Here is a 17,945-nt window from a genome sequence, read left to right on the forward strand (position 1 = left end):
TGGTCAGACCGTGGTGCGGGCGCCGCCGTCGAGCCCGAAGAGCGGAGCCAGCCCGGCGATGGCCACGGTTCGCATGGCCGAGGGCGGTACGGACTCGAGGACGAGTTGCTTGCCGGTGTTCTCGGTGGCGTTGCGCAGCTCGATCCAGCAGCCCAGGCCCGTCGAGTCCAGGAACGACAACCCCGCGAGGTCGAGGACCAGGGTCGTGCAGGTCGGATCGTTGAGCGCAGGCTGCGCGGCCTCGCGCAGCTGGGGCACGGTGGCGAGGTCGAGCTCACCTTCCAACGACACGATCAAACGGTCGGCATCGCGGCGCGTACTCAACGTCAACGAACTCACTCCACTACTCTGTCACAGCACCGGGCGCGCGGGAATGCGAACGCGCGACGCGCGCTGACCCGGCGGCACGGAACGCTTCAACCGAGAGGCGAGGTAGCGATGTCGGCCATTGAGCGCGAATTCGTCGGTGCCGCGACCGCTCCCTCTGACGCACGGCTGTTCGCGAGGCAGGCCCTGCTCGATCTCGTCGGGCACGACGTCGCCGGCGGAATGCTGGGCGGGGACGTCGAGCTGATCGTCAGTGAACTGGTCACCAACTCGGTTCGAGCCGCAAGCCCGATCGTGCATGTCGCCCTGTCGCTGAGCGAGGCAAAGCTCCTGGTCAGCGTTGGCGACGAGGCCGCCGGGTGGCCCGAGCAACGCGAGGCCGGCATTCACGACACCGGCGGCCGCGGGTTGCCGCTCGTCAGCGCCATCAGCTCCTCATGGGGTGTGCGAATGCTCGAGACGGGCAAGACGGTCTGGGCCGAGCTCGACGTTCCTGATTGACCCCGCTCTCAGCGGATTCCTCTTCCGGTCACCGTGAGCTCGTGGGCGTGGCGACAACTGTCGTGGGGGTTGGCGAACACCAGCCGAGGAGCCCCCATGACGCGCACCGCATACCCGCCCCGCCCGGACTTCATCGAGTCGATGCGCCGGACCCTCGTCGCCCAGCGGGACTTCCGCCGCGAGCAGCTCGCCCACCTCGATCGCCAGCGCGACGGGCGGGCCCTGTCCGGCGCGCACCGCGAGGTGTACGTGTCGCTGGCCGTCGGCGCCCGGATCGCCCTGCAGGACGCGCAGTCCGCGCTGTGGCGCATCGAGCACGGTCGCTTCGGGCTGTGCGTGCGGTGCGGTGACGAACTCGATCTCGAGGTGCTCGAGACGCTGCCGCAGACCGCGCGCTGTCTCGCCTGCCAGCGGACCGCCCTGGACTCCGAAGAGGCTCGCGCACAGCCCACCTTGCAGGGGTAGCAGCGGCAGGTACCCCTGTAGCGTCGCCGGGTGTGACCGACCTCCGCACTGATCCTGCTGGTGCCGCACAGGCCGCCGCGGCCGTGCTCGCCGAACGCACCGGCGTCGCCCGCCACGACCTGGCGATCGTCCTGGGCTCGGGGTGGGTCCCCGCGGTCGACGTGCTGGGCGAGACCATCGCCGACTTCCCGGTCACCGACCTGCCGGGCTTCCTGCCGCCCGCCGTCGAGGGCCACGCGGGACGGATCCGTTCGCTCGACGTGGGCGGCAAGCGGGTGCTGGCTTTCCTCGGCCGTACACATCTCTACGAAGGCCGCGGCGTCGAACCGGTCGTGCACGGCGTCCGGGTGGCGGCCGCCGTCGGCTGCTCGACGATCGTGCTGACCAATGCCTGCGGTTGCCTCAAGCAGGGCATCGCCGTCGGCGACCCGGTGCTGATCAGCGACCACCTCAACTTCACCGGGCGCACCGGACTCGTCGGCCCGCGTTTCGTCGACCTCACCGACGTCTACGCCCGGCGGCTGCGCGACCTCGTCCACGAGATCGACCCGTCGATCGTCGAGGGGGTCTACGCGCAATTCCCCGGCCCACAGTACGAGACACCCGCCGAGGTGCGGATGGCCGGGATCCTGGGCGCCGATCTCGTGGGCATGTCGACAGTGCTCGAGGCCGTCGCTGCGCACGCCGAAGGTTGCGAGGTACTCGGGATCTCGCTGGTCACCAACCTGGCCGCCGGGTTGGGCGACCCGCTCGACCACGAGGAGGTGCTGGCCGTCGGTACGGCGTCGGCCACCCGCATGGGCGAGCTGCTCGGACAGGTCATCCCACGCATATGAGCCCGGTGTTGCTCACCGGCGCGGCGGGCCGCATCGGTACCGCGCTGCGTTCACGACTCCCCGATTTGGGATGGGACGTCCGCAGCTTCGACCGCGTTGCCGTACCCGGGGGCATGGTCGGCGATCTGTCGTCGGACGCTGACCTCGACGCTGCCGTGGCGGGCGTCTCCGCGATCGTGCATCTGGCCGGTCAACCGAACGAGGCCCCCTGGCCGGTGATCAGGGACGCGAACATCGACGGGCTGGTGCGGCTGTTCGAAGCGGCCCGGCGCGCCGGCGTGCCGCGCGTCGTATTCGCTTCGTCGAACCACGCGACCGGTTTCACACCGGTGACCGCCGAACTCGGCGTCGACGGCCCGAACCGTCCGGACACCCTGTACGGAGTCAGCAAAGTATTTGGCGAGGCCCTCGGGCGCTACTACGTCGACCGCTACGACATGCAGGTCGCCTGCCTGCGCATCGGCACGTTCGCCGACCGGCCCGACGACATGCGCACGCTGTCGACGTGGCTGTCGCCCGACGACTCGGCTCGGCTCGTCGACGCCTGCCTGCGCTCGCCCGATCTGACGTACTCGGTGGTATGGGGCATCTCGGCCAACACCCGCCGGACATGGAGTCTCGACTCGGCGTACGCCCTGGGGTACCGCCCGCAGGACGACGCGGAGGCGTACGCCGGTTCGCTTGCCCGGCCCGAACCCGACCCTTCCGACGGCCTGGTGGGTGGCGGTTTCACCGGTCCTGGTTTCGGGCTGGACGAGGTGGCGGCCAGGTCATGACCTTTTCCATCGAGGACATCCGAGCCTGGATCGCTGACGACGTCGACCCTGCGGCGGCGGCCGAGCTGCAGGTCCTGCTGGACACGGGCGCCGACTCCGAACAGGCAGCGACTGAGCTCGCCGACCGGTTCAGCGGGCCGCTCGTCTTCGGCACGGCCGGGTTACGCGGCCCGCTGCGAGCCGGGCCCAACGGCATGAACCGCACCGTTGTACGCCGCGCTGCCGCGGGCCTGGCCGCCTGGCTCGTCGCGCACGGCGGTCCGGGTCGAGCGGTCGTGATCGGCTACGACGCGCGCTACGGCTCGCTGGACTTCGCGCGCGACTCGGCCGCGATCCTTGCTGCCGCCGGTTTCGAGGCGCAGTTGCTGCCGCGCGTGCTGCCGACGCCGGTGCTGGCGTTCGCGGTCCGCCAGCTGGGTGCGGCCGCCGGCGTCATGGTCACCGCCTCGCACAATCCGCCCCGGGACAACGGCTACAAGGTCTACGCCGCCGACGGTGCCCAGATCGTGCCGCCGGCTGACCGCGAGATCGAGGCCGCGATCCGCGCCGTCGGTCCGTCCCGCGACGTCCCGCTCGACCCGGACAGCGTGCTCGTGCTGGACGAGGCCATCGTGGCGTCCTACGTCGCCGCGGTCACCGCGCTGGTGCCCGAAGGTCCCCGCGAACTGCGCATCGTGCACACGGCGCTGCACGGGGTCGGTACCGAGACGGTGCGCGCGGTGTTGGATTCGGCCGGCTTCACCGACTTCCTGCCGGTGCCCGAGCAGGAGTTGCCCGACCCCGAATTCCCCACCGTCACCTTCCCGAATCCCGAGGAGCCCGGCGCACTCGACCTCGCCCTGGCCCTGGCCCGCGACCACAACGCCGACATCGTGCTGGCCAACGACCCGGATGCAGACCGCTGCGCCGTTGCAGTGCCCGGCCCCGACGGCTGGCGGATGCTGCGCGGCGACGAGGTCGGCGTCCTGCTGGCCGACGCGCTGCTGCGCGACGGCATCCGCGGGACGTATGCGACCACCATCGTCTCGTCGGCGATGCTCGGTGCGCTCGCGGGACGCCACGGCGTCGGCTACGTCGAGACGCTGACCGGTTTCAAATGGATCGTCCGAGCCGCGCCGGATCTCGTGTTCGGCTACGAGGAAGCACTGGGGTACGCGGTGGCGCCCGGACTCGTCCGCGACAAGGACGGCATCAGCGCGGCGCTGCGGGTAGCCGTCCTGGCCGCAACCTTGAAGCGGGACGGCTCGTCGCTGCTCGCCCGGCTCGACGAGCTCGCAGCGGAGTACGGCCGATTCGCCACTGATCAGGTTTCTGTCCGCGTCGAGGACCTGGCAGACATCAGCGACACCATGCAGCGCCTGCGCGCCGAGCCACCGGCGACCCTGCTGGGCGCACCGGCGAGCGTCGAGGACCTGCTGCCGGCCACCGACGGGCTGCGCTGGCGCGGCGAGGGCACCCGGGTGGTGATCCGCCCGTCCGGCACCGAACCGAAGCTCAAGGCTTACCTGGAGGTCGTGGAACCCAGCGGATCGGCCGACACCGCCCGCGCCACACTGGCCCGGCTGCGGGCCGAGGTCGAGACCGCCTTACGACTCTGACCCGCTCAGCTGGTGGGGACGAGGCCGCCGGTGCGCCACGTCGACCAGTTCACGTTCCAGTCGCCGTAGCCGGCGCCCAGGGTCATGGCGGGGCCGTTGGCATTCGGATAGATCACGACGTCGCCGATGCCCAGGAACCCGTACAGCTTCTGTGCGTCCGTGGGCAGCAGGTTGGTGCAGCCGTTGGACGAGTCCCGGCCGTCGTCGATGTTGGCGATGTTCCATGGGGCGGAGTGCAGGTACTCGCCGCCGTAGGTCAGACGCTGCGTCCACTTGATGCCGCACTCGGAGTACCCCGGGCCGCTCATGCAGATCGAGCGGCCTTTCTCCATGATCACCTTCGTGCCACGGGTGGTTGGCGTGCTCGAGGCGCCCAGCGACACCGGGAAGGTGCCGTACTTCTTGCCGTTGTCCGTAACGGTCATCCGGTGCGTCGAGTCGTCGACGGTCGAGACGATGCGGTCGTGGGTGCGGAAGTCGAGCGCCAGGCTGTTGTCGTACGACAGCCCCGTCCCGGCGGACAGCCCCTCGACCGGGATGGCCACATGGATCCTGGAGTTGGCGGGCCAGTAGTTCTCGAGGCGGAAGTGGCCCTCGATCGGGTAGCCCTTGTTGGCTGAGGAGTACTCGAAGTACCAGGCGCCCGTGGCGGGCTTGCCGTCGACGGTGACCGTCGTGGCGTCCTGCAGCGGCTTCGCGTTCTTGATCTTCTTCGAGAAGAAGGCGATGACCGGCATGCCCACGCCGTAGTCCGAGCCGTCGGAATTCAGCAACTTCACGTGCACCGCGGTATCCCGGCCCGGGCCGGCGAGGGCGGCGGCCGAACTCGACGCAGCCGGGGCCGACGCGAGTGCACTCGGGGCCGCTGAGGGACCTGCGAGTCGCCGGTGCCCGTCATCGGAGCCGGACGAGATGAAGGCCACGGTCAGCACGAGCGCGAGGACGGCCGCGGCGGCGACGAGCGGTGCACCCACCCGCACCCAGCGCCGGTGTGCCGGGGCCGCCAGCTCGTCGGCGAAGCGGGGTGGCGGCGCCTGGGTGTGCTCACCGAAGGCGCCGCGGGCCTGGGCGTCGAACGCGTCGGAGAGCAGCCGCCCGAGCTCGTCGTCACGCATCGAAGTCACCGCCGCTTAGGACGCGATGCAGGGTGGCCAACCCACGGCTGGCGGCCGATTTCACCGAACCGGGCGAGATGTTGAGCGCCGCGGCGATCTCGCGCTCGGACAACCCTGACCAGTACCGCAGCACCAGCACTTCCCGCTGGTGGCGCGGCAGGGCCTTGACCGCCCGCAGCGCCGCACGGTGCTCGTCTCGCAGCAGGACGTCGTGATCGGCGCCGGCCGTGCTCTCGGGCTCGGCCACCTTGAGGTGCTTGCGGGCCACCTGCCGGCGGCGGATGACCGAGCGTGACAGGTTCACCACGCTCGCACGCAGGTAACCCAGGGCGGCGTCGGGGTCGCGCAGCGAATCGGTCTTGCGGTACAGCGCTACGAAGGCGTCCTGAACGACGTCCTCGGCGCTGGCAACGTCGTCGACAAGCAGGACGGCCATCCGCACCAGGTAGCTCCAGTGGGCGTTGTAGAGCCCGTGCAGATCGACGGGGTCGGCGGACCCTGCCGACCGACCGGTCAGCCCCGCCGCACGCTCCTCCGCCTCCACCGGCGTCAACACTGCCACACGGGATGGACGTCAGCCGGGCCCACGAGGTTGCCTCTTCTGCGCACTGTGATCCGGGCCGCTACTGCGTCGCCGACGGGGCAGGATGGGCGCATGCAGCCCGTCACCCCAGGACCCGGCCAGGAGTCGGTATGGGACTACCCGCGCCCGCCGGCCTGCGTCGCCTCCGACCGGCACGTCGTCGTGCGACTCGGCGAGACCCTCATCGCCGACACCACCGCTGCCTACCGGGTGCTCGAGACGAGCCACCCGCCGACCTGGTACCTGCCGCGATCGTCGGTCGTCGACGGGTTGCTGACGCCGTCACGGGCCCGCTCGACGTTCTGCGAATGGAAGGGCGACGCGACCTATTGGGACGTCCTGGGCCACGAGGGTGCGATGTGGTCCTACGAGCACCCGACGCCCGGCTTCACCGCAATCACCGGCTACGTCACCTGCTACCCGTCGGCATTCGAATGTTTCGTCGACGACGAGCGGGTGCGCCCGCAGGAGGGCGGCTTCTACGGCGGTTGGATCACCGACGACGTCGTCGGCCCGTTCAAAGGCGGACCGGGGACATGGGGTTGGTGAGATCGGCGCTCGCGGGGCTGCTGGCTCTCATCCTGTTGGGTGCCGGCTGCGCGTCGGCCGCGCCGCCGACGCGGTCGGCGACGAAGGTCAGGCACCTGCCGCCCGTCGCCGCGATTGCCGACTACCAGCTCGGGGGGTCCTACCGACCGGCGAAGGACGTGCGCATCGTCGATCGCGACCGCACTTCCTCGCCCGCGCGCGGCCGGTACAACATCTGCTACCTCAACGCCTTCCAGACCCAGCCGGAGGAGAACGGTTTCTGGCGGGCGAAGCACCGGTCGCTGCTGCTCAGGGTGCGCGGCCACTACGTCCAGGACCCCGGCTGGCCGGGTGAGTACCTGCTCGACACGTCCACAGCGGCGAAGCGCAGCGCGCTGATCAAGGTCGTCGGCAGCTGGATCGACGGCTGCGCCCCTAAGGGGTTCGCTGCGGTCGAGCCGGACAACCTGGATTCGTGGACGCGGCAGGGCGTGCGCGGCGCGATCACCCGGGCCGACAACGTCGCCTTCGCGCGGCTGTTGATCGCCCGGGCCCACGCCCGCGGGCTCGCCATCGCGCAGAAGAACACCGCGGGTCTGGACGGGGTGAGAATCGGCTTCGACTTCGCGGTGGCCGAGGAGTGCCAGGTGTACCGCGAGTGCGGCGCGTACAAGAAGTTCTTCGGGCGCCACGTGATCGAGATCGAGTACACCGACAACCCGCGCTCGGCCTGGACAACTGCCTGCCGGTTACGGCACGGCAAGATCTCGATCATCCTGCGCGACCGCGACGTCGTCCCCCGCGGCGCCCGGGGGTACCGCTACGCGCACTGCTGACCCCCCTCCTGTGATCAACAGCGCCGAACCGTCGACAGCCAACGTTTCAGCGCTGTTGATCACCAGGGGGAAGGGGCGCTAGCGGGGTCCGAACTGCCGATCGCCGGCGTCGCCGAGACCGGGCACGATGTAGGCGTTCTCGTTCAGCCGCTCGTCGACGCTGGCCGTGAAAAGCCGCAGGTCGAGACCTGATTCGTCGAGGGCTCGGACGCCGTCCGGGGCGGTCAGGGCGCAGACGACGGTGAGATCGGTGGCGCCGCGCGTCGCCAGCAGCCGCAGCGAGTGCAGCAGCGAACCGCCCGTCGCCAGCATCGGGTCCAGGACGATCACCGGCCGCCCGGCCAAGGAGTCGGGCAGCGAAGCCATGTAGGCGTGCGGCTCATGCGTCTGCTCATCGCGCGCGACACCGACGAAGCCCATCTGCGACTCAGGCAACAGGTTGAACGCCGCCTCGGCCATGCCCAGCCCGGCACGCAGCACCGGCACGAGCAGCGGCGGATTGGCGATGGCCGTGCCGGTCGTCGGCGCCACCGGCGTCGTGATCGGCACATCAATGCGCTCGAAATCGCGGGTGGCCTCGTAGACCAGCAGCGTCGCCAACTCGCGCAGCGCGGCGCGGAACTCTGAGTTGGTGCTGCGTTCGTCGCGCATCACCGTTAACCGGGCCTGGACGATCGGATGGTCGACGACGGTCACGGTGGCTGCCACGGCTGAAACCCTAGTCGGGCGGCGTGCCGTCCCAACGGAGGTAGACCATCGTCGCGTCGTCCCGGAGGCGGTTGCCGGAATGCTCGATCGCGGTGCGGAGCAGGCGCCGGACAACCTCGTGCGGGGAGGCGCCGGCGGCGTGTTCCCGGGCAAGGAGGTCGGCGAGCCGGTCCTCTCCGAACGCGGCACCGTCCGGCATGAGGGAGTCCGTGACGCCGTCGGTGTACAGCAGTACGCCATCACCTGGCTGCAGGCGCAGCTCGACGATGTCGCCGACGACCGGGCCGAGTCCACCGATGCCCAAGGGCAGCCCGGGTTTCACGGCCGGCTGGGACAGGATCGAGCCGTCGCGAACGACGATCGGCACGGGGTGCCCGCAGGTCATCCAGGTCAGCGTCGTGGCGAAGGTATCGAGTCGGCCGATGATCGCAGTGGCGAAGGCGGGTAGTCCGGGGAACGTGCGGGCCGCGGCGTCGATCCTCGACGCGAGTTCGGAAAGGGTGTCCCCCGCGCGCCGGCCGTGCCGGTACGCCCCGATCAGGAGGGCGGCGAGCACGGCACTGCTCAGGCCGTGGCCCACCGTGTCCAGGACGGCGAACTCGAGGCAACCGGCATTGAAGGCGTAGTCGAAACAGTCCCCGCCGACCTCGTACGCGGGCTCGAGCAGCCCTGCGATCGTCACGCCCGCAGCGGAAAAGGCCAACGGGGGCAGCAGCGACCATTGCATCTCCGCAGCCAGTCCCATGTCCTGTCGGCGGCGCAGCAGGTGCGGCAGATCGGTGTACTGGGCGCTGGCCAGCAACAACGGGGCGGCGGCCAGACCCAGTTCGGTGACGAGGAACTCGATCTCCTCGTCCCAGCGGGACAGGGTCATCGCGAGCACGCCAAGTCGATTCGACTGCTCGCTCACCGGCACCCAGACGTGCCACCCGTCGGCACGTTCCAGGGCCAGGGCCGACGACGAGGTGAAGGCCCTGCCGACCATCGACCCGTCGAGTGAGGCGACCTCCGGCTCGCTGCCATGGACCAGGGTGTCCGGGTGCGGTGTCAGCGCGACGTTGGCGTAATCGATGAGGAACAGCACGACGTCACGGCCGCCGATACCGGTGACCGCGGTGGCCAGCGTGTCCACGAATGCGTCGGGTTGTGCCGTCTGATGCGCCAGCAACAGCCGGGTGACCGGTCTGTCTCGTGCGTCGATCGGCACAGCTGCCTCCCCGGCGCGTCGCGGGGGTCGCGGCCCGAAACGTCGAGCGTAGTCGCCATCCGGCAGGACGCGCGCGGAGGCGACCGTGACCTCCGGGCTTCTAGGATGAAGCGGTGACGGCCACCGAAGTCCTTTCCTCGGACGGCACCCGCAGCGCCGCCGACCTGCGCCGGTTCCTACAGGGGCTGCCCGGCGTCGACCAGGTCGGGGCGGAGGGGCGCGCCGCCGCGCTGGCCACCCGCAGCATCAAGACCACGGCCAAGGTCTGGGCCATCGACGCCGCGATCGGCATGGTCGACCTGACCACGCTGGAGGGATCTGACACCCCGGGCAAGGTCCGCTCGCTGTGCGTCAAGGCTGCGCACCCCGACCCGTCGGACCCGTCGTGCCCGCCCGCGGCCGCGGTGTGCGTCTACCCCGATCTTGTGGGGACCGCGGTGCATGCGCTACGCGGTTCCGACGTGCAGATCGCGTCGGTCGCGACCGCCTTCCCGTCCGGTCGGGCGTCGCTCGAGACCAAGTTGCACGACGTTCGGGACGCAGTCGCTGCCGGCGCTACCGAGATCGACATGGTCATCGACCGAGGCGCGTTCCTGGCCGGGCGCTACCAGCAGGTGTTCGACGAGATCGTCGCCACGAAGCAGGCGTGTAAGACGGCGCACCTCAAGGTGATCCTCGAGACGGGCGAGCTAGCAACTCTCGACAACGTGCGCCGCGCGTCGTGGCTGGCGCTGCTGGCCGGCGGCGACTTCATCAAGACCTCGACGGGCAAGATCAGCCCGGCCGCGACGCCGCCGGTGGCGCTGGTAATGCTCGAGGCGGTGCGCGACTTCCACACCCGGACAGGCGAGCGACGCGGCGTCAAGCTGGCCGGCGGAATCCGCACGACCAAGGAGGCGGTGCGCTACCTCGTCATGGTCAACGAGGTGGCCGGCCCCGAGTGGCTGACGCCGACACTGTTCCGCTTCGGCGCCTCCAGCCTGCTCAACGACCTTTTGCAGCAACGGCACAAGCTGACGACGGGCGCCTACGACGGCCCCGATTATGTCTCTCTGGACTGATCGATGAACCCCTTTGAATATGCCCCCGCACCCGAGGCGCGCGACATCGCCCGGCTCAGACCGAGCTACCAGAACTTCATCGACGGGCAGTTCCGCGACGGCGCGGGCGAAGCGGTCAAGACGATCAACCCGGCCGACGAGACCCCGCTCGCGGAGGTGGCCGAGGCCGGACCGTCCGACGTGGACGATGCAGTGCGCGCCGCCCGTCGTGCCTTCGACGGGCCGTGGTCTGCGATGTCGGGCGCCGAGCGCGGCAAGTACCTGTTCCGCATCGCCCGGGCGATCCAGGAGCGCGGCCGCGAGCTGGCCGTGCTCGAGTCGCTCGACAACGGCAAGCCGATCCGCGAGTCGCGCGACGTCGACATCCCGACCGCGGCGGCGCACTTCTTCTACTACGCGGGCTGGGCCGACAAGCTGGGGTACGCCGGCTTCGGCCCCTCGCCCCGCCCGATCGGCGTGGCCGGGCAGATCATCCCGTGGAACTTCCCGCTGCTGATGGCGGCGTGGAAGATCGCGCCGGCCCTGGCCACCGGCAACACGGTCGTGCTCAAGCCAGCCGAGACGACGCCATTGACCGCGCTCGTGCTCGCCGAGATCATCGCCGAGGCCGACCTGCCCCCGGGGGTGGTCAACATCCTGGCCGGCGGGCCGTCGATCGGGCAGGCGATCGTCGAGCACGGCGACGTCGACAAGATCGCCTTCACCGGCTCGACCGATGTCGGCAAGATCATTCAGCGTTCGACAGCCGGGTCGGGCAAGCGGCTGACGCTCGAGCTCGGGGGCAAGGCGGCCAACATCGTCTTCGACGACGCGCCGCTCGACCAGGCCGTCGAGGGCATCGTCAGCGGCATCTTCTTCAACCAGGGCCAGGTGTGCTGCGCCGGGTCGCGGTTACTCGTCCAGGAGTCGATTGCCGACGAGCTGATCGCTGCGTTGCAGCGGCGGCTGGGCACGCTGCGCGTAGGCGACCCGCTGGACAAGAACACCGACGTCGGAGCGATCAACTCTGCCGAGCAGCTCGCGCGCATCCGCTCGCTCGTCGACGTCGGCGAGGCGGAAGGCGCCACCCGCTGGTCACCGGCGTGTTCGCTTCCGGAGCGTGGCTACTGGTTCGCGCCGACCGTCTTCACCGATGTCTCGCCGGCGCACCGCATCGCGCGGGAGGAGATCTTCGGGCCGGTGCTGTCGGTGCTGACCTTCCGCACCCCGGACGAGGCGGTGGCCAAGGCGAACAACACGCCCTACGGGTTGTCGGCCGGCATCTGGACCGAGAAGGGCTCGCGGATCCTGGCCATCGCCAACCAGCTGCGCGCCGGGGTGGTGTGGGCGAACACCTTCAACCGCTTCGATCCGACGGCGCCGTTCGGCGGATACCAGGAGTCCGGTTTCGGTCGCGAGGGCGGTCGGCACGGTCTGGCGGGGTACCTCGATGTCTGATCGCGTGGACGTGCGCAAGACGTACAAGCTGTACCTCGGCGGGGCGTTCCCCCGCTCGGAGTCCGGCCGCTCGTACCCGGTGCACGGTCCCAACGGTGAACTGCTGGCCAACGCCGCGCAGGCATCCCGCAAGGACGTCCGCGACGCGGTGGTGGCGGCGCGATCGGCCTTTGCGAAGTGGTCGACGGCCACCGCCTACAACCGCGGGCAGATCCTGTACCGGGTCGCCGAGATGCTCGAGGGACGGCGCGCGCAGTTCGTCGACGAGGTGGTGTCGTCCGAGGGCGGCACCGCCACAGCAGCCGGTGCCCAGGTCGACGCCGCGGTCGACCGGTTCGTGCACTACGCCGGGTGGACCGACAAGTACGCGCAGGTCGTCGGCTCGACCAACCCGGTGGCCGGCCCGTACTTCACCTTCTCGATGCCCGAACCGACCGGCGTGGTGGCCGTGTTGGCGCCGCAGGACTCGTCACTGCTAGGCCTGGTGTCGGTCGTCGCGCCCGTCATCGCTATTGGCAACACCTGCGTCGTGATCGCCTCGCAGGACCGCCCACTGCCCGCCGGATCGCTGGCCGAGGCGCTGGCGACCTCCGACCTGCCCGGCGGCGTGCTCAACCTGCTGACCGGGTTCACTGCCGAGCTCGCGCCGTGGCTCGCCTCGCACCGCGACGTCAACGCGATCGACCTCACCGGCGCCGAGCCCGACGCGCGGGCCGCGCTGCAGGTCGCCGCGGCCGACAACGTCAAGCGCGTCTACGTCCCCCGCCCGACCGACTGGTCGGCCGACCCGGGGCTGTCCCGGCTCTCGGCGTTCGTCGAGACCAAGACCGTCTGGCACCCGATCGGGCTCTGATCAGCCGGACGCCCGCAGCGCCTCGAGCAGGGCGGTGCCGACCGGGACACCGAGGCCGGTGCACGGATCCCAACCGGGAGCGGCCGAGTAGGCGCCGTTCGACCCCGCGGTGATGTCACGGAAGCCCGGCGGGACCACGCCCGGAGCGGCGCCGGCGTAGATCGCCGGCTGCAGGAGACCCAACGGACGGCCCAGCGCTGCCGCAAGACGGCAGACGATACCGGCCCACAGCGGTGCCACCGCCGACGTGCCGCCGATGACGGTGTCGGTGCCGTCGACCCGCACCCGGTAACCGGTCTCGGGATCGGCGACACCGGCGACGTCCGGCACCCCGCGCCCCGCCTTGCCGCCGACGCCTGCCCGCACCGGCACGCCGGCCTTCAGCTGCCACGTCGGCACCGGGAACGTGTCGCTCACTCCGCCGCCGGTGGCACCACCGGAGCCGCCGTCGTTCCAGACGGTCTCGCTCTTGACCGACCCGTCGGCGTCGAGGTGCAGCGCGGTGCCGCCGCAGCCCAGGACGTGCGGTGACGACGCCGGGAAGTCGGCGCGCGGGGCGCTGCTCGCCTGCCCGTCGGAGGCACTGGCCGCGTCGGTGCTGCCGTTGTCACCGGCCGCCGCGGTGACCGTGACCCCCAACAGCGTGGCGTCGGCGATCGCGCGGTCCATCGCACGGCGCCCCTGCGCGCTCCACTGATCCTCGCTCTGACCCCAGCTGATGCTCATGGCGGTCGGCACCGGGTCGGCGTGCGCGGCCTGGGTGATGGCGTCGACGAAGCCGTCGTCGGTGTTGGGCGCGAAGTAGACCAGCTGCTTCGCGCCGGGGGCGATAGCGCCGGCGACCTCGATGTCGAGCAGCACCTCGCCGTCGGCCCCGTTCGGGTCCTTGCCTGCGACGTTCGACGCACCGTCGACCCCCACGGCGGTGACCGTCGGTCCGGTGATGCCGAGCTCGCCGAAGTAGGCGTCGAGGTCGGCCTGCCCGAAACCGCCGCCCAATTCGATGATCGCGATCGTCTGACCCGCCCCGTCACCGTCCGGCAGGTCGTAGGCGGCGGCCAGTTGCAGCGGCGTGTACGAGACCGACGCTGTGTGAGCCTGCGACTGCAGGAAGCGCGCCCTGGCCTGTGGGCGATCGTCGAGCCCGAGGACGGCTTCCAGCGCACCGGCCAGCGGTTGCGGGACGGACAGCTCGCCGCTGCGCCGCCGGGTTCCGGGGGTCGTGTCGGTCGTTCGGTGCAGCGACGTGCCGAACAGCTCGCTGAGCGTGCCGGCGCTGCCCCGCACCCGGAGGAGCCGGGACGCAGCGTCGGCGGACACCACCTCGGCACCGGCGGCGGTCACCGTCGCCCGAACGGCCTCGAGGTCGGCCGGGTCGGCGCCGTACCGCTCGGCCAGTTCGGCGCGGGTGAGGGGCGCGCGCGTGAAGGCGGCTTCCGGTGGCTCGGCCCGGCGGCGCAGCACAAGCGTGATCTCGATGATGGTCGCCGGGTCGAGGGGCCCGGCGAGCTCACCGGGAGCGGCGGCGGCGCGAGCGCTGCCGGGCAGGGTGGTGCGGGCGGAGCCGGCGGAAGGATCAGTCATGCACCTCATTGTGCGACCGGCACTGACGAATTGTGCGACCGGCACTGACGATTTCGACAGCCTGCACGGGCGGTAAGTTCGCGGACATGACGAGCCAAGCTGCGTCCATCGTGCCGATCACCCTCACCGTCGACGACCGCACCGGGCTGACCCTGTACGCCCCGCCGTGGGAGGACGAGGACGGCGAGGAGTGGCAGGGCTTCCTGGGCGACGGACGCAAGATCCTGCTGTATCCGAGCACCGAGGAACTCGCCGCCTTCATCGCCACCGGCGAGGAGAACGACCTGTCCGACCACCCCGGTTACGGCCAGGTCCTCAAAGCCACGCCCGATGAGCTGAAACCGAGCCCCGAAAATCACTACGACCTGGATCAGGTCTACGAGTGGGCCGGCGGTGAGCCCGATCCGGTGCACGTCAGCGCACTGGCCGACGTCGTCGACATGGTGACCCGCATCGCCGACTGCTGCGACGACGGCGCGTTGCGGCGTCTGCTCGAGGGCACGCCCGCCTATGCCGAGCTGGTCGACGAGGACAACTCCTACCAGGGCAAGGACGGCCGTAAGCGCTGGAACGAGTTGGGCGACACCATCGCCGAGTCGTGGGAGCGCGCCATCAAGCGGGCGTCCGACTGGCTCGAGTGGGTCGGGGACTTCAGCGAGACCGAGTTCGACGCTGACGACTCGGTGTGGGAGCGGGTGGGCGCGGAACCGATCGCCATCCGCATCGGCGACGAGACCTACCTGACCGTCCGGGCCGAGATCCCGATCGACCCGGACACCGACGAGGTCGAGATGGCCTTCCTGGGCTCGGACGGTACGGTGTCCGTCTTCCATGAGGTCACCGACCTTGCCCGCTTCTGCCGCGAGGCCACCGGCCACCGGTTGCACAAGCTCGAGTGGTGGGACGAGCTCGCCGAGCTCGACGACGAGGACTTCACCCCGGACGAGGACGCCACCTTCGACCTGCGCAAGCCGTCCGGACCCGGCACCGAACTCGTCGTCGAGCTGGCCGAGTTCTGCGGGCTGGAAGCCGACCTCGACGTGCTGGACGGGCCGAACGTCGACCGCGACGACTGGCGCGCGCTCGTCGACGAGGTGCGGACCTGCCTGCAGCCGGCGGACTGACACCGGAACAGGCCTCCGCACGGCAGCGTTCCACCCACATGACCGACCTCCGCTGCGCTCCGGCCGCCAAAGGCCATGCCCATCCGTCCCGCGCTCACGGTGTTCGCGCGTGACCGACCTGCCGCGCATCCCGCTGTCCGTTCTCGACCTCGCGCCGGTCGGTGACGGCGCCAGCACCACCGATGCGCTGCGCTCGACGATCGCGTTGGCGCAGCGGGCCGAGCAGCTCGGTTACACCCGCTTCTGGGTCGCCGAGCACCACAACATGATCGGCATCGCCAGCTCGGCGCCCGCCGTCCTGATCAGCGCGATCGCCGCCGCCACCGAGCAGATCCGAGTGGGTTCCGGCGGGGTCATGCTGCCCAACCACGCCCCGCTGGCGATCGCAGAGCAGTTCGGCACCCTCGCCTCGCTCTACCCGGGCCGCATCGACCTCGGGCTGGGCCGCGCGCCGGGCAGTGACGGGCTGACCGCGGCCGCGCTACGACGCACCAATAACCTCCAGGCCGACCGGTTTCCCGAGGAGCTCGGCGAGTTGGCCTGTTTCCTTGCCGATGACTTCCCGGCCGACCACCCGTTCGCACGGGTCAAGGCCGTGCCCGCCGCCGACCTGCAGCCGCCGATCTGGCTGCTCGGGTCCAGCAGCTTCAGCGCCGAGCTCGCCGGCCTGCTCGGCCTGCCGTTCGCGTTCGCGCACCACTTCAGCGGCGCCCACACCGTCCCGGCGCTCCAGGCCTACCGGGAGTCGTTTCGCGAGGGTGGGCTGCTGACCAAGCCGTACGCCATGGTCACCGTCAACGCCGTCTGCGCGCCCACCGACGCCGAGGCCGACCGGCTCGCACTGTCCGGCGCGCTCTCGTTCCTTCGCTTGCGCCAGGGCCAGCCCGGACGCCTGCCTACTCCCGAGCAGGCCGCCGCCCACCCGTGGACGCCGCGCGAGCAGCAGTTCGTCCTGGAGCGACGCGCCGGCCAGGCCATCGGCAGCCCCGACACCGTCCGGCGCGAGCTGGGCCGCCTGCTCGAGGCCACCGACGCCGACGAGCTGATGGTCACCGCTCAGATCTACGACATCGACGACCGGCGCCGCTCCATCGAGCTGGTCCGTGAGCTGTTCGCCGAGGCCCCGCTGGGGCTGCAGCAGGGCTGAGCTCGACCAGGTCCGGCGGTCCGTACAGTGCGGGCATGTCGAGCCGAGCTGTCCGCGTCATTGCGGGCGTGGCTTTGACGCTGTCACTCGTGTCGTGCTCCCCCGACGGATCGCAAGCGGCCCGGACGTCAGTGCCCGCATCGTCGACCCGGGCACCGGACACCGACGCACCGGCGCTCACCGGCGCGGCGCGCCTTTCGTCATCGGAGACCCACACCGCGCCGGCGAGGGCGCTGGCAGCCATCGCCGCCATGAGCCTGCGACAGCGGGTGGGTCAGCTGCTGATGGTCGACTGCCCGAGCACCGGGGTCGCCTCGGCAACCGTCTCGGCAATCACCCGTTACGACGTGGGGTCGGTGATCCTCGACGGCACGACGACGTCCGGCTCGAGCGCGATCCGCGCGCTCACGAAACGCCTGCAGCGCTACGCGCCAAAGCGGGCGAAGCTGTTCATCGCCACCGACCAGGAGGGCGGTCTCGTCCAGCGCCTGCAGGGCCCTGGGTTCAGCATCGTGCCGGCCGCCCTCGTGCAGGGCAGCCGGCGGCCGGCGACGCTGCGTTCGCAGGCCCGCGCCTGGGGTCAGCAGCTCAAGCGAGCCGGCGTGAACGTCAATCTGGCGCCGGTCCTCGACACCGTGCCGGCCCGGGGCCGCCCGAACCCGCCCATCGGTGACCTCGACCGCGAGTACGGGCACACGCCGGCGACGGTCCGCAGCCACGGCCTGGCCTACGCGGAAGGGATGGCCGACGCCGGGATCGCGGCCACCGTCAAACACTTCCCCGGGCTGGGACGGGTGTCGGGCAACACCGACGTCGCGTCCCGGGTCACCGATCGGGTCACCACGCGCGCCGACGCCTACCTCGCGCCGTTCCGGGCCGCGGTGCAGGCGCATGTCCCGTTCGTGATGATGTCGACCGCGATCTACTCGCGCATCGACCCGCGCAACCCCGCGGCGTTCTCGCACACCGTCGTCACCGGCATGCTGCGCGGAGCCCTGGGTTACCGAGGCCTGATCATCAGCGACGACGTCGGAGCGGCCCGCCAGCTCAGCGGTGTCACGCCGGGTCAGCGTGCAGTGCGGTTCGTCCGGGCCGGCGGCGACGTCGTGCTCACCGTGGTCGCCGGGCAGGCGCGCGCGATGACGTCTGCGTTGCTGGCCGAGGCCAGGGCGAGCTCATCGTTTCGCGCCAAGGTCAACGCGGCCGCGCTGCTCGTGCTGCAGGCCAAGGCGCGCGCCGGGCTGCTCTGAGCTTCGCGG

The 17,945-nt window shown here is 70.7% G+C and carries 19 protein-coding genes; 13 read left to right on the forward strand and 6 right to left on the reverse strand.

All coding sequences use genetic code 11. The features are described from left to right. Window positions 1-3: 3 nt before the first annotated feature. Window positions 4-339, reverse strand: coding sequence for an STAS domain-containing protein (locus ACFFC4_RS00965; RefSeq protein ID WP_375496856.1), 336 nt, complete (start codon window positions 337-339; stop codon window positions 4-6). Window positions 340-438: 99 nt separating this feature from the next. Here ACFFC4_RS00965 and ACFFC4_RS00970 point away from each other — a divergent pair, with 99 nt between their 5' ends. The 5 genes from ACFFC4_RS00970 (at window position 439) to ACFFC4_RS00990 (ending at window position 4,503) form a co-directional block, all read left to right on the forward strand. Next, window positions 439-828 (forward strand): ATP-binding protein, encoded by a 390-nt coding sequence (locus tag ACFFC4_RS00970; RefSeq protein WP_375496858.1) that lies wholly within the window; start codon window positions 439-441, stop codon window positions 826-828. A 96-nt stretch (window positions 829-924) separates the two neighbouring features. Continuing rightward, a complete protein-coding gene (locus tag ACFFC4_RS00975) occupies window positions 925-1,293 on the forward strand; it encodes a TraR/DksA family transcriptional regulator (protein ID WP_375496860.1) in 369 nt (122 codons plus the stop codon). Window positions 1,294-1,325: 32 nt separating this feature from the next. Next, the gene (locus ACFFC4_RS00980) at window positions 1,326-2,129 is read left to right on the forward strand and encodes a purine-nucleoside phosphorylase (RefSeq protein WP_375496862.1); all 804 of its coding nucleotides are present in this window, start codon (window positions 1,326-1,328) and stop codon (window positions 2,127-2,129) included. Continuing rightward, window positions 2,126-2,905 (forward strand): NAD-dependent epimerase/dehydratase family protein, encoded by a 780-nt coding sequence (locus ACFFC4_RS00985; RefSeq protein WP_375496864.1) that lies wholly within the window; start codon window positions 2,126-2,128, stop codon window positions 2,903-2,905. Before ACFFC4_RS00980 ends, ACFFC4_RS00985 begins: the two co-directional genes overlap by 4 nt. Further along, window positions 2,902-4,503, forward strand: coding sequence for a phospho-sugar mutase (locus tag ACFFC4_RS00990; protein WP_375496866.1), 1,602 nt, complete (start codon window positions 2,902-2,904; stop codon window positions 4,501-4,503). Before ACFFC4_RS00985 ends, ACFFC4_RS00990 begins: the two co-directional genes overlap by 4 nt. 5 nt (window positions 4,504-4,508) lie before the next feature. On the opposite strand, the gene ACFFC4_RS00995 is transcribed toward ACFFC4_RS00990, so the two are convergent. Both ACFFC4_RS00995 and ACFFC4_RS01000 read right to left on the reverse strand, forming a co-directional pair. Beyond that, window positions 4,509-5,618: a L,D-transpeptidase gene (locus ACFFC4_RS00995; RefSeq protein WP_375496868.1), complete on the reverse strand. Its 1,110-nt coding sequence runs from the start codon at window positions 5,616-5,618 to the stop codon at window positions 4,509-4,511. Beyond that, window positions 5,611-6,174, reverse strand: a complete 564-nt coding sequence (locus ACFFC4_RS01000) for an RNA polymerase sigma factor (protein ID WP_375496870.1) — start codon at window positions 6,172-6,174, stop codon at window positions 5,611-5,613. Before ACFFC4_RS01000 ends, ACFFC4_RS00995 begins: the two co-directional genes overlap by 8 nt. Window positions 6,175-6,273: 99 nt before the next feature. Here ACFFC4_RS01000 and ACFFC4_RS01005 point away from each other — a divergent pair, with 99 nt between their 5' ends. Continuing rightward, window positions 6,274-6,750 carry a DUF427 domain-containing protein gene (locus tag ACFFC4_RS01005; RefSeq protein WP_375496872.1) on the forward strand — a complete coding sequence of 159 codons (477 nt, stop codon included), beginning with the start codon at window positions 6,274-6,276 and terminating at the stop codon, window positions 6,748-6,750. Then, window positions 6,738-7,565: an endo alpha-1,4 polygalactosaminidase gene (locus tag ACFFC4_RS01010; protein ID WP_375496874.1), complete on the forward strand. Its 828-nt coding sequence runs from the start codon at window positions 6,738-6,740 to the stop codon at window positions 7,563-7,565. The genes ACFFC4_RS01005 and ACFFC4_RS01010 overlap by 13 nt, the downstream gene beginning before the upstream one ends. 78 nt (window positions 7,566-7,643) lie before the next feature. On the opposite strand, the gene upp is transcribed toward ACFFC4_RS01010, so the two are convergent. Beyond that, entirely contained in the window at window positions 7,644-8,273 is a 630-nt protein-coding gene (upp, locus tag ACFFC4_RS01015; protein WP_375496876.1) for a uracil phosphoribosyltransferase, read from the reverse strand. Between the two features lie 10 nt (window positions 8,274-8,283). Continuing rightward, the gene (locus ACFFC4_RS01020) at window positions 8,284-9,480 is read right to left on the reverse strand and encodes a PP2C family protein-serine/threonine phosphatase (RefSeq protein ID WP_375496878.1); all 1,197 of its coding nucleotides are present in this window, start codon (window positions 9,478-9,480) and stop codon (window positions 8,284-8,286) included. A gap of 113 nt (window positions 9,481-9,593) precedes the next feature. On the opposite strand from ACFFC4_RS01020, the gene deoC reads away from it, so the two are divergent. From deoC to ACFFC4_RS01035, 3 genes are read left to right on the forward strand one after another with little or no spacing between them, the layout of a single operon-like run. Then, complete coding sequence (gene deoC, locus ACFFC4_RS01025) at window positions 9,594-10,541, forward strand: deoxyribose-phosphate aldolase (protein WP_375496880.1); 948 nt, start codon at window positions 9,594-9,596, stop codon at window positions 10,539-10,541. Between the two features lie 3 nt (window positions 10,542-10,544). After that, window positions 10,545-11,978: an aldehyde dehydrogenase family protein gene (locus ACFFC4_RS01030; protein ID WP_375496882.1), complete on the forward strand. Its 1,434-nt coding sequence runs from the start codon at window positions 10,545-10,547 to the stop codon at window positions 11,976-11,978. Then, entirely contained in the window at window positions 11,971-12,831 is an 861-nt protein-coding gene (locus ACFFC4_RS01035) for an aldehyde dehydrogenase family protein (RefSeq protein ID WP_375496884.1), read from the forward strand. Before ACFFC4_RS01030 ends, ACFFC4_RS01035 begins: the two co-directional genes overlap by 8 nt. Here ACFFC4_RS01035 and ACFFC4_RS01040 read toward each other — a convergent pair whose 3' ends face one another. Beyond that, complete coding sequence (locus ACFFC4_RS01040; RefSeq protein ID WP_375496886.1) at window positions 12,832-14,415, reverse strand: protease pro-enzyme activation domain-containing protein; 1,584 nt, start codon at window positions 14,413-14,415, stop codon at window positions 12,832-12,834. Between the two features lie 86 nt (window positions 14,416-14,501). Between ACFFC4_RS01040 and ACFFC4_RS01045 the strand changes: the two genes are divergently transcribed. From ACFFC4_RS01045 to ACFFC4_RS01055, 3 genes are all read left to right on the forward strand, one after another. After that, window positions 14,502-15,539, forward strand: a complete 1,038-nt coding sequence (locus ACFFC4_RS01045; protein WP_375496888.1) for a hypothetical protein — start codon at window positions 14,502-14,504, stop codon at window positions 15,537-15,539. A gap of 109 nt (window positions 15,540-15,648) precedes the next feature. Continuing rightward, the gene (locus ACFFC4_RS01050; RefSeq protein ID WP_375496890.1) at window positions 15,649-16,686 is read left to right on the forward strand and encodes an LLM class flavin-dependent oxidoreductase; all 1,038 of its coding nucleotides are present in this window, start codon (window positions 15,649-15,651) and stop codon (window positions 16,684-16,686) included. 35 nt (window positions 16,687-16,721) lie between these two features. After that, complete coding sequence (locus ACFFC4_RS01055; protein WP_375496892.1) at window positions 16,722-17,936, forward strand: glycoside hydrolase family 3 N-terminal domain-containing protein; 1,215 nt, start codon at window positions 16,722-16,724, stop codon at window positions 17,934-17,936. Window positions 17,937-17,945 lie beyond the last annotated feature (9 nt).

The sequence above is a fragment of the uncultured Jatrophihabitans sp. genome (assembly GCF_964244045.1).
GTDB lineage: Bacteria > Actinomycetota > Actinomycetes > Mycobacteriales > Jatrophihabitantaceae > Jatrophihabitans.

What these genes read in the sequence shown, in the direction of transcription:
- ACFFC4_RS01045 (WP_375496888.1), top strand. Translation starts at nt 14,502, where the DNA reads ATGACGAGCCAAGCTGCGTCCATCGTGCCGATCACCCTCACCGTCGAC.
- ACFFC4_RS00975 (WP_375496860.1), top strand. Translation starts at nt 925, where the DNA reads ATGACGCGCACCGCATACCCGCCCCGCCCGGACTTCATCGAGTCGATG.
- ACFFC4_RS00995 (WP_375496868.1), bottom strand. Translation starts at nt 5,618, where the DNA reads ATGCGTGACGACGAGCTCGGGCGGCTGCTCTCCGACGCGTTCGACGCC.
- ACFFC4_RS00985 (WP_375496864.1), top strand. Translation starts at nt 2,126, where the DNA reads ATGAGCCCGGTGTTGCTCACCGGCGCGGCGGGCCGCATCGGTACCGCG.
- ACFFC4_RS01055 (WP_375496892.1), top strand. Translation starts at nt 16,722, where the DNA reads ATGTCGAGCCGAGCTGTCCGCGTCATTGCGGGCGTGGCTTTGACGCTG.
- ACFFC4_RS01005 (WP_375496872.1), top strand. Translation starts at nt 6,274, where the DNA reads ATGCAGCCCGTCACCCCAGGACCCGGCCAGGAGTCGGTATGGGACTAC.
- ACFFC4_RS01035 (WP_375496884.1), top strand. Translation starts at nt 11,971, where the DNA reads ATGTCTGATCGCGTGGACGTGCGCAAGACGTACAAGCTGTACCTCGGC.
- ACFFC4_RS01040 (WP_375496886.1), bottom strand. Translation starts at nt 14,415, where the DNA reads ATGACTGATCCTTCCGCCGGCTCCGCCCGCACCACCCTGCCCGGCAGC.
- ACFFC4_RS01010 (WP_375496874.1), top strand. Translation starts at nt 6,738, where the DNA reads ATGGGGTTGGTGAGATCGGCGCTCGCGGGGCTGCTGGCTCTCATCCTG.
- ACFFC4_RS00990 (WP_375496866.1), top strand. Translation starts at nt 2,902, where the DNA reads ATGACCTTTTCCATCGAGGACATCCGAGCCTGGATCGCTGACGACGTC.
- ACFFC4_RS00970 (WP_375496858.1), top strand. Translation starts at nt 439, where the DNA reads ATGTCGGCCATTGAGCGCGAATTCGTCGGTGCCGCGACCGCTCCCTCT.
- ACFFC4_RS01030 (WP_375496882.1), top strand. Translation starts at nt 10,545, where the DNA reads ATGAACCCCTTTGAATATGCCCCCGCACCCGAGGCGCGCGACATCGCC.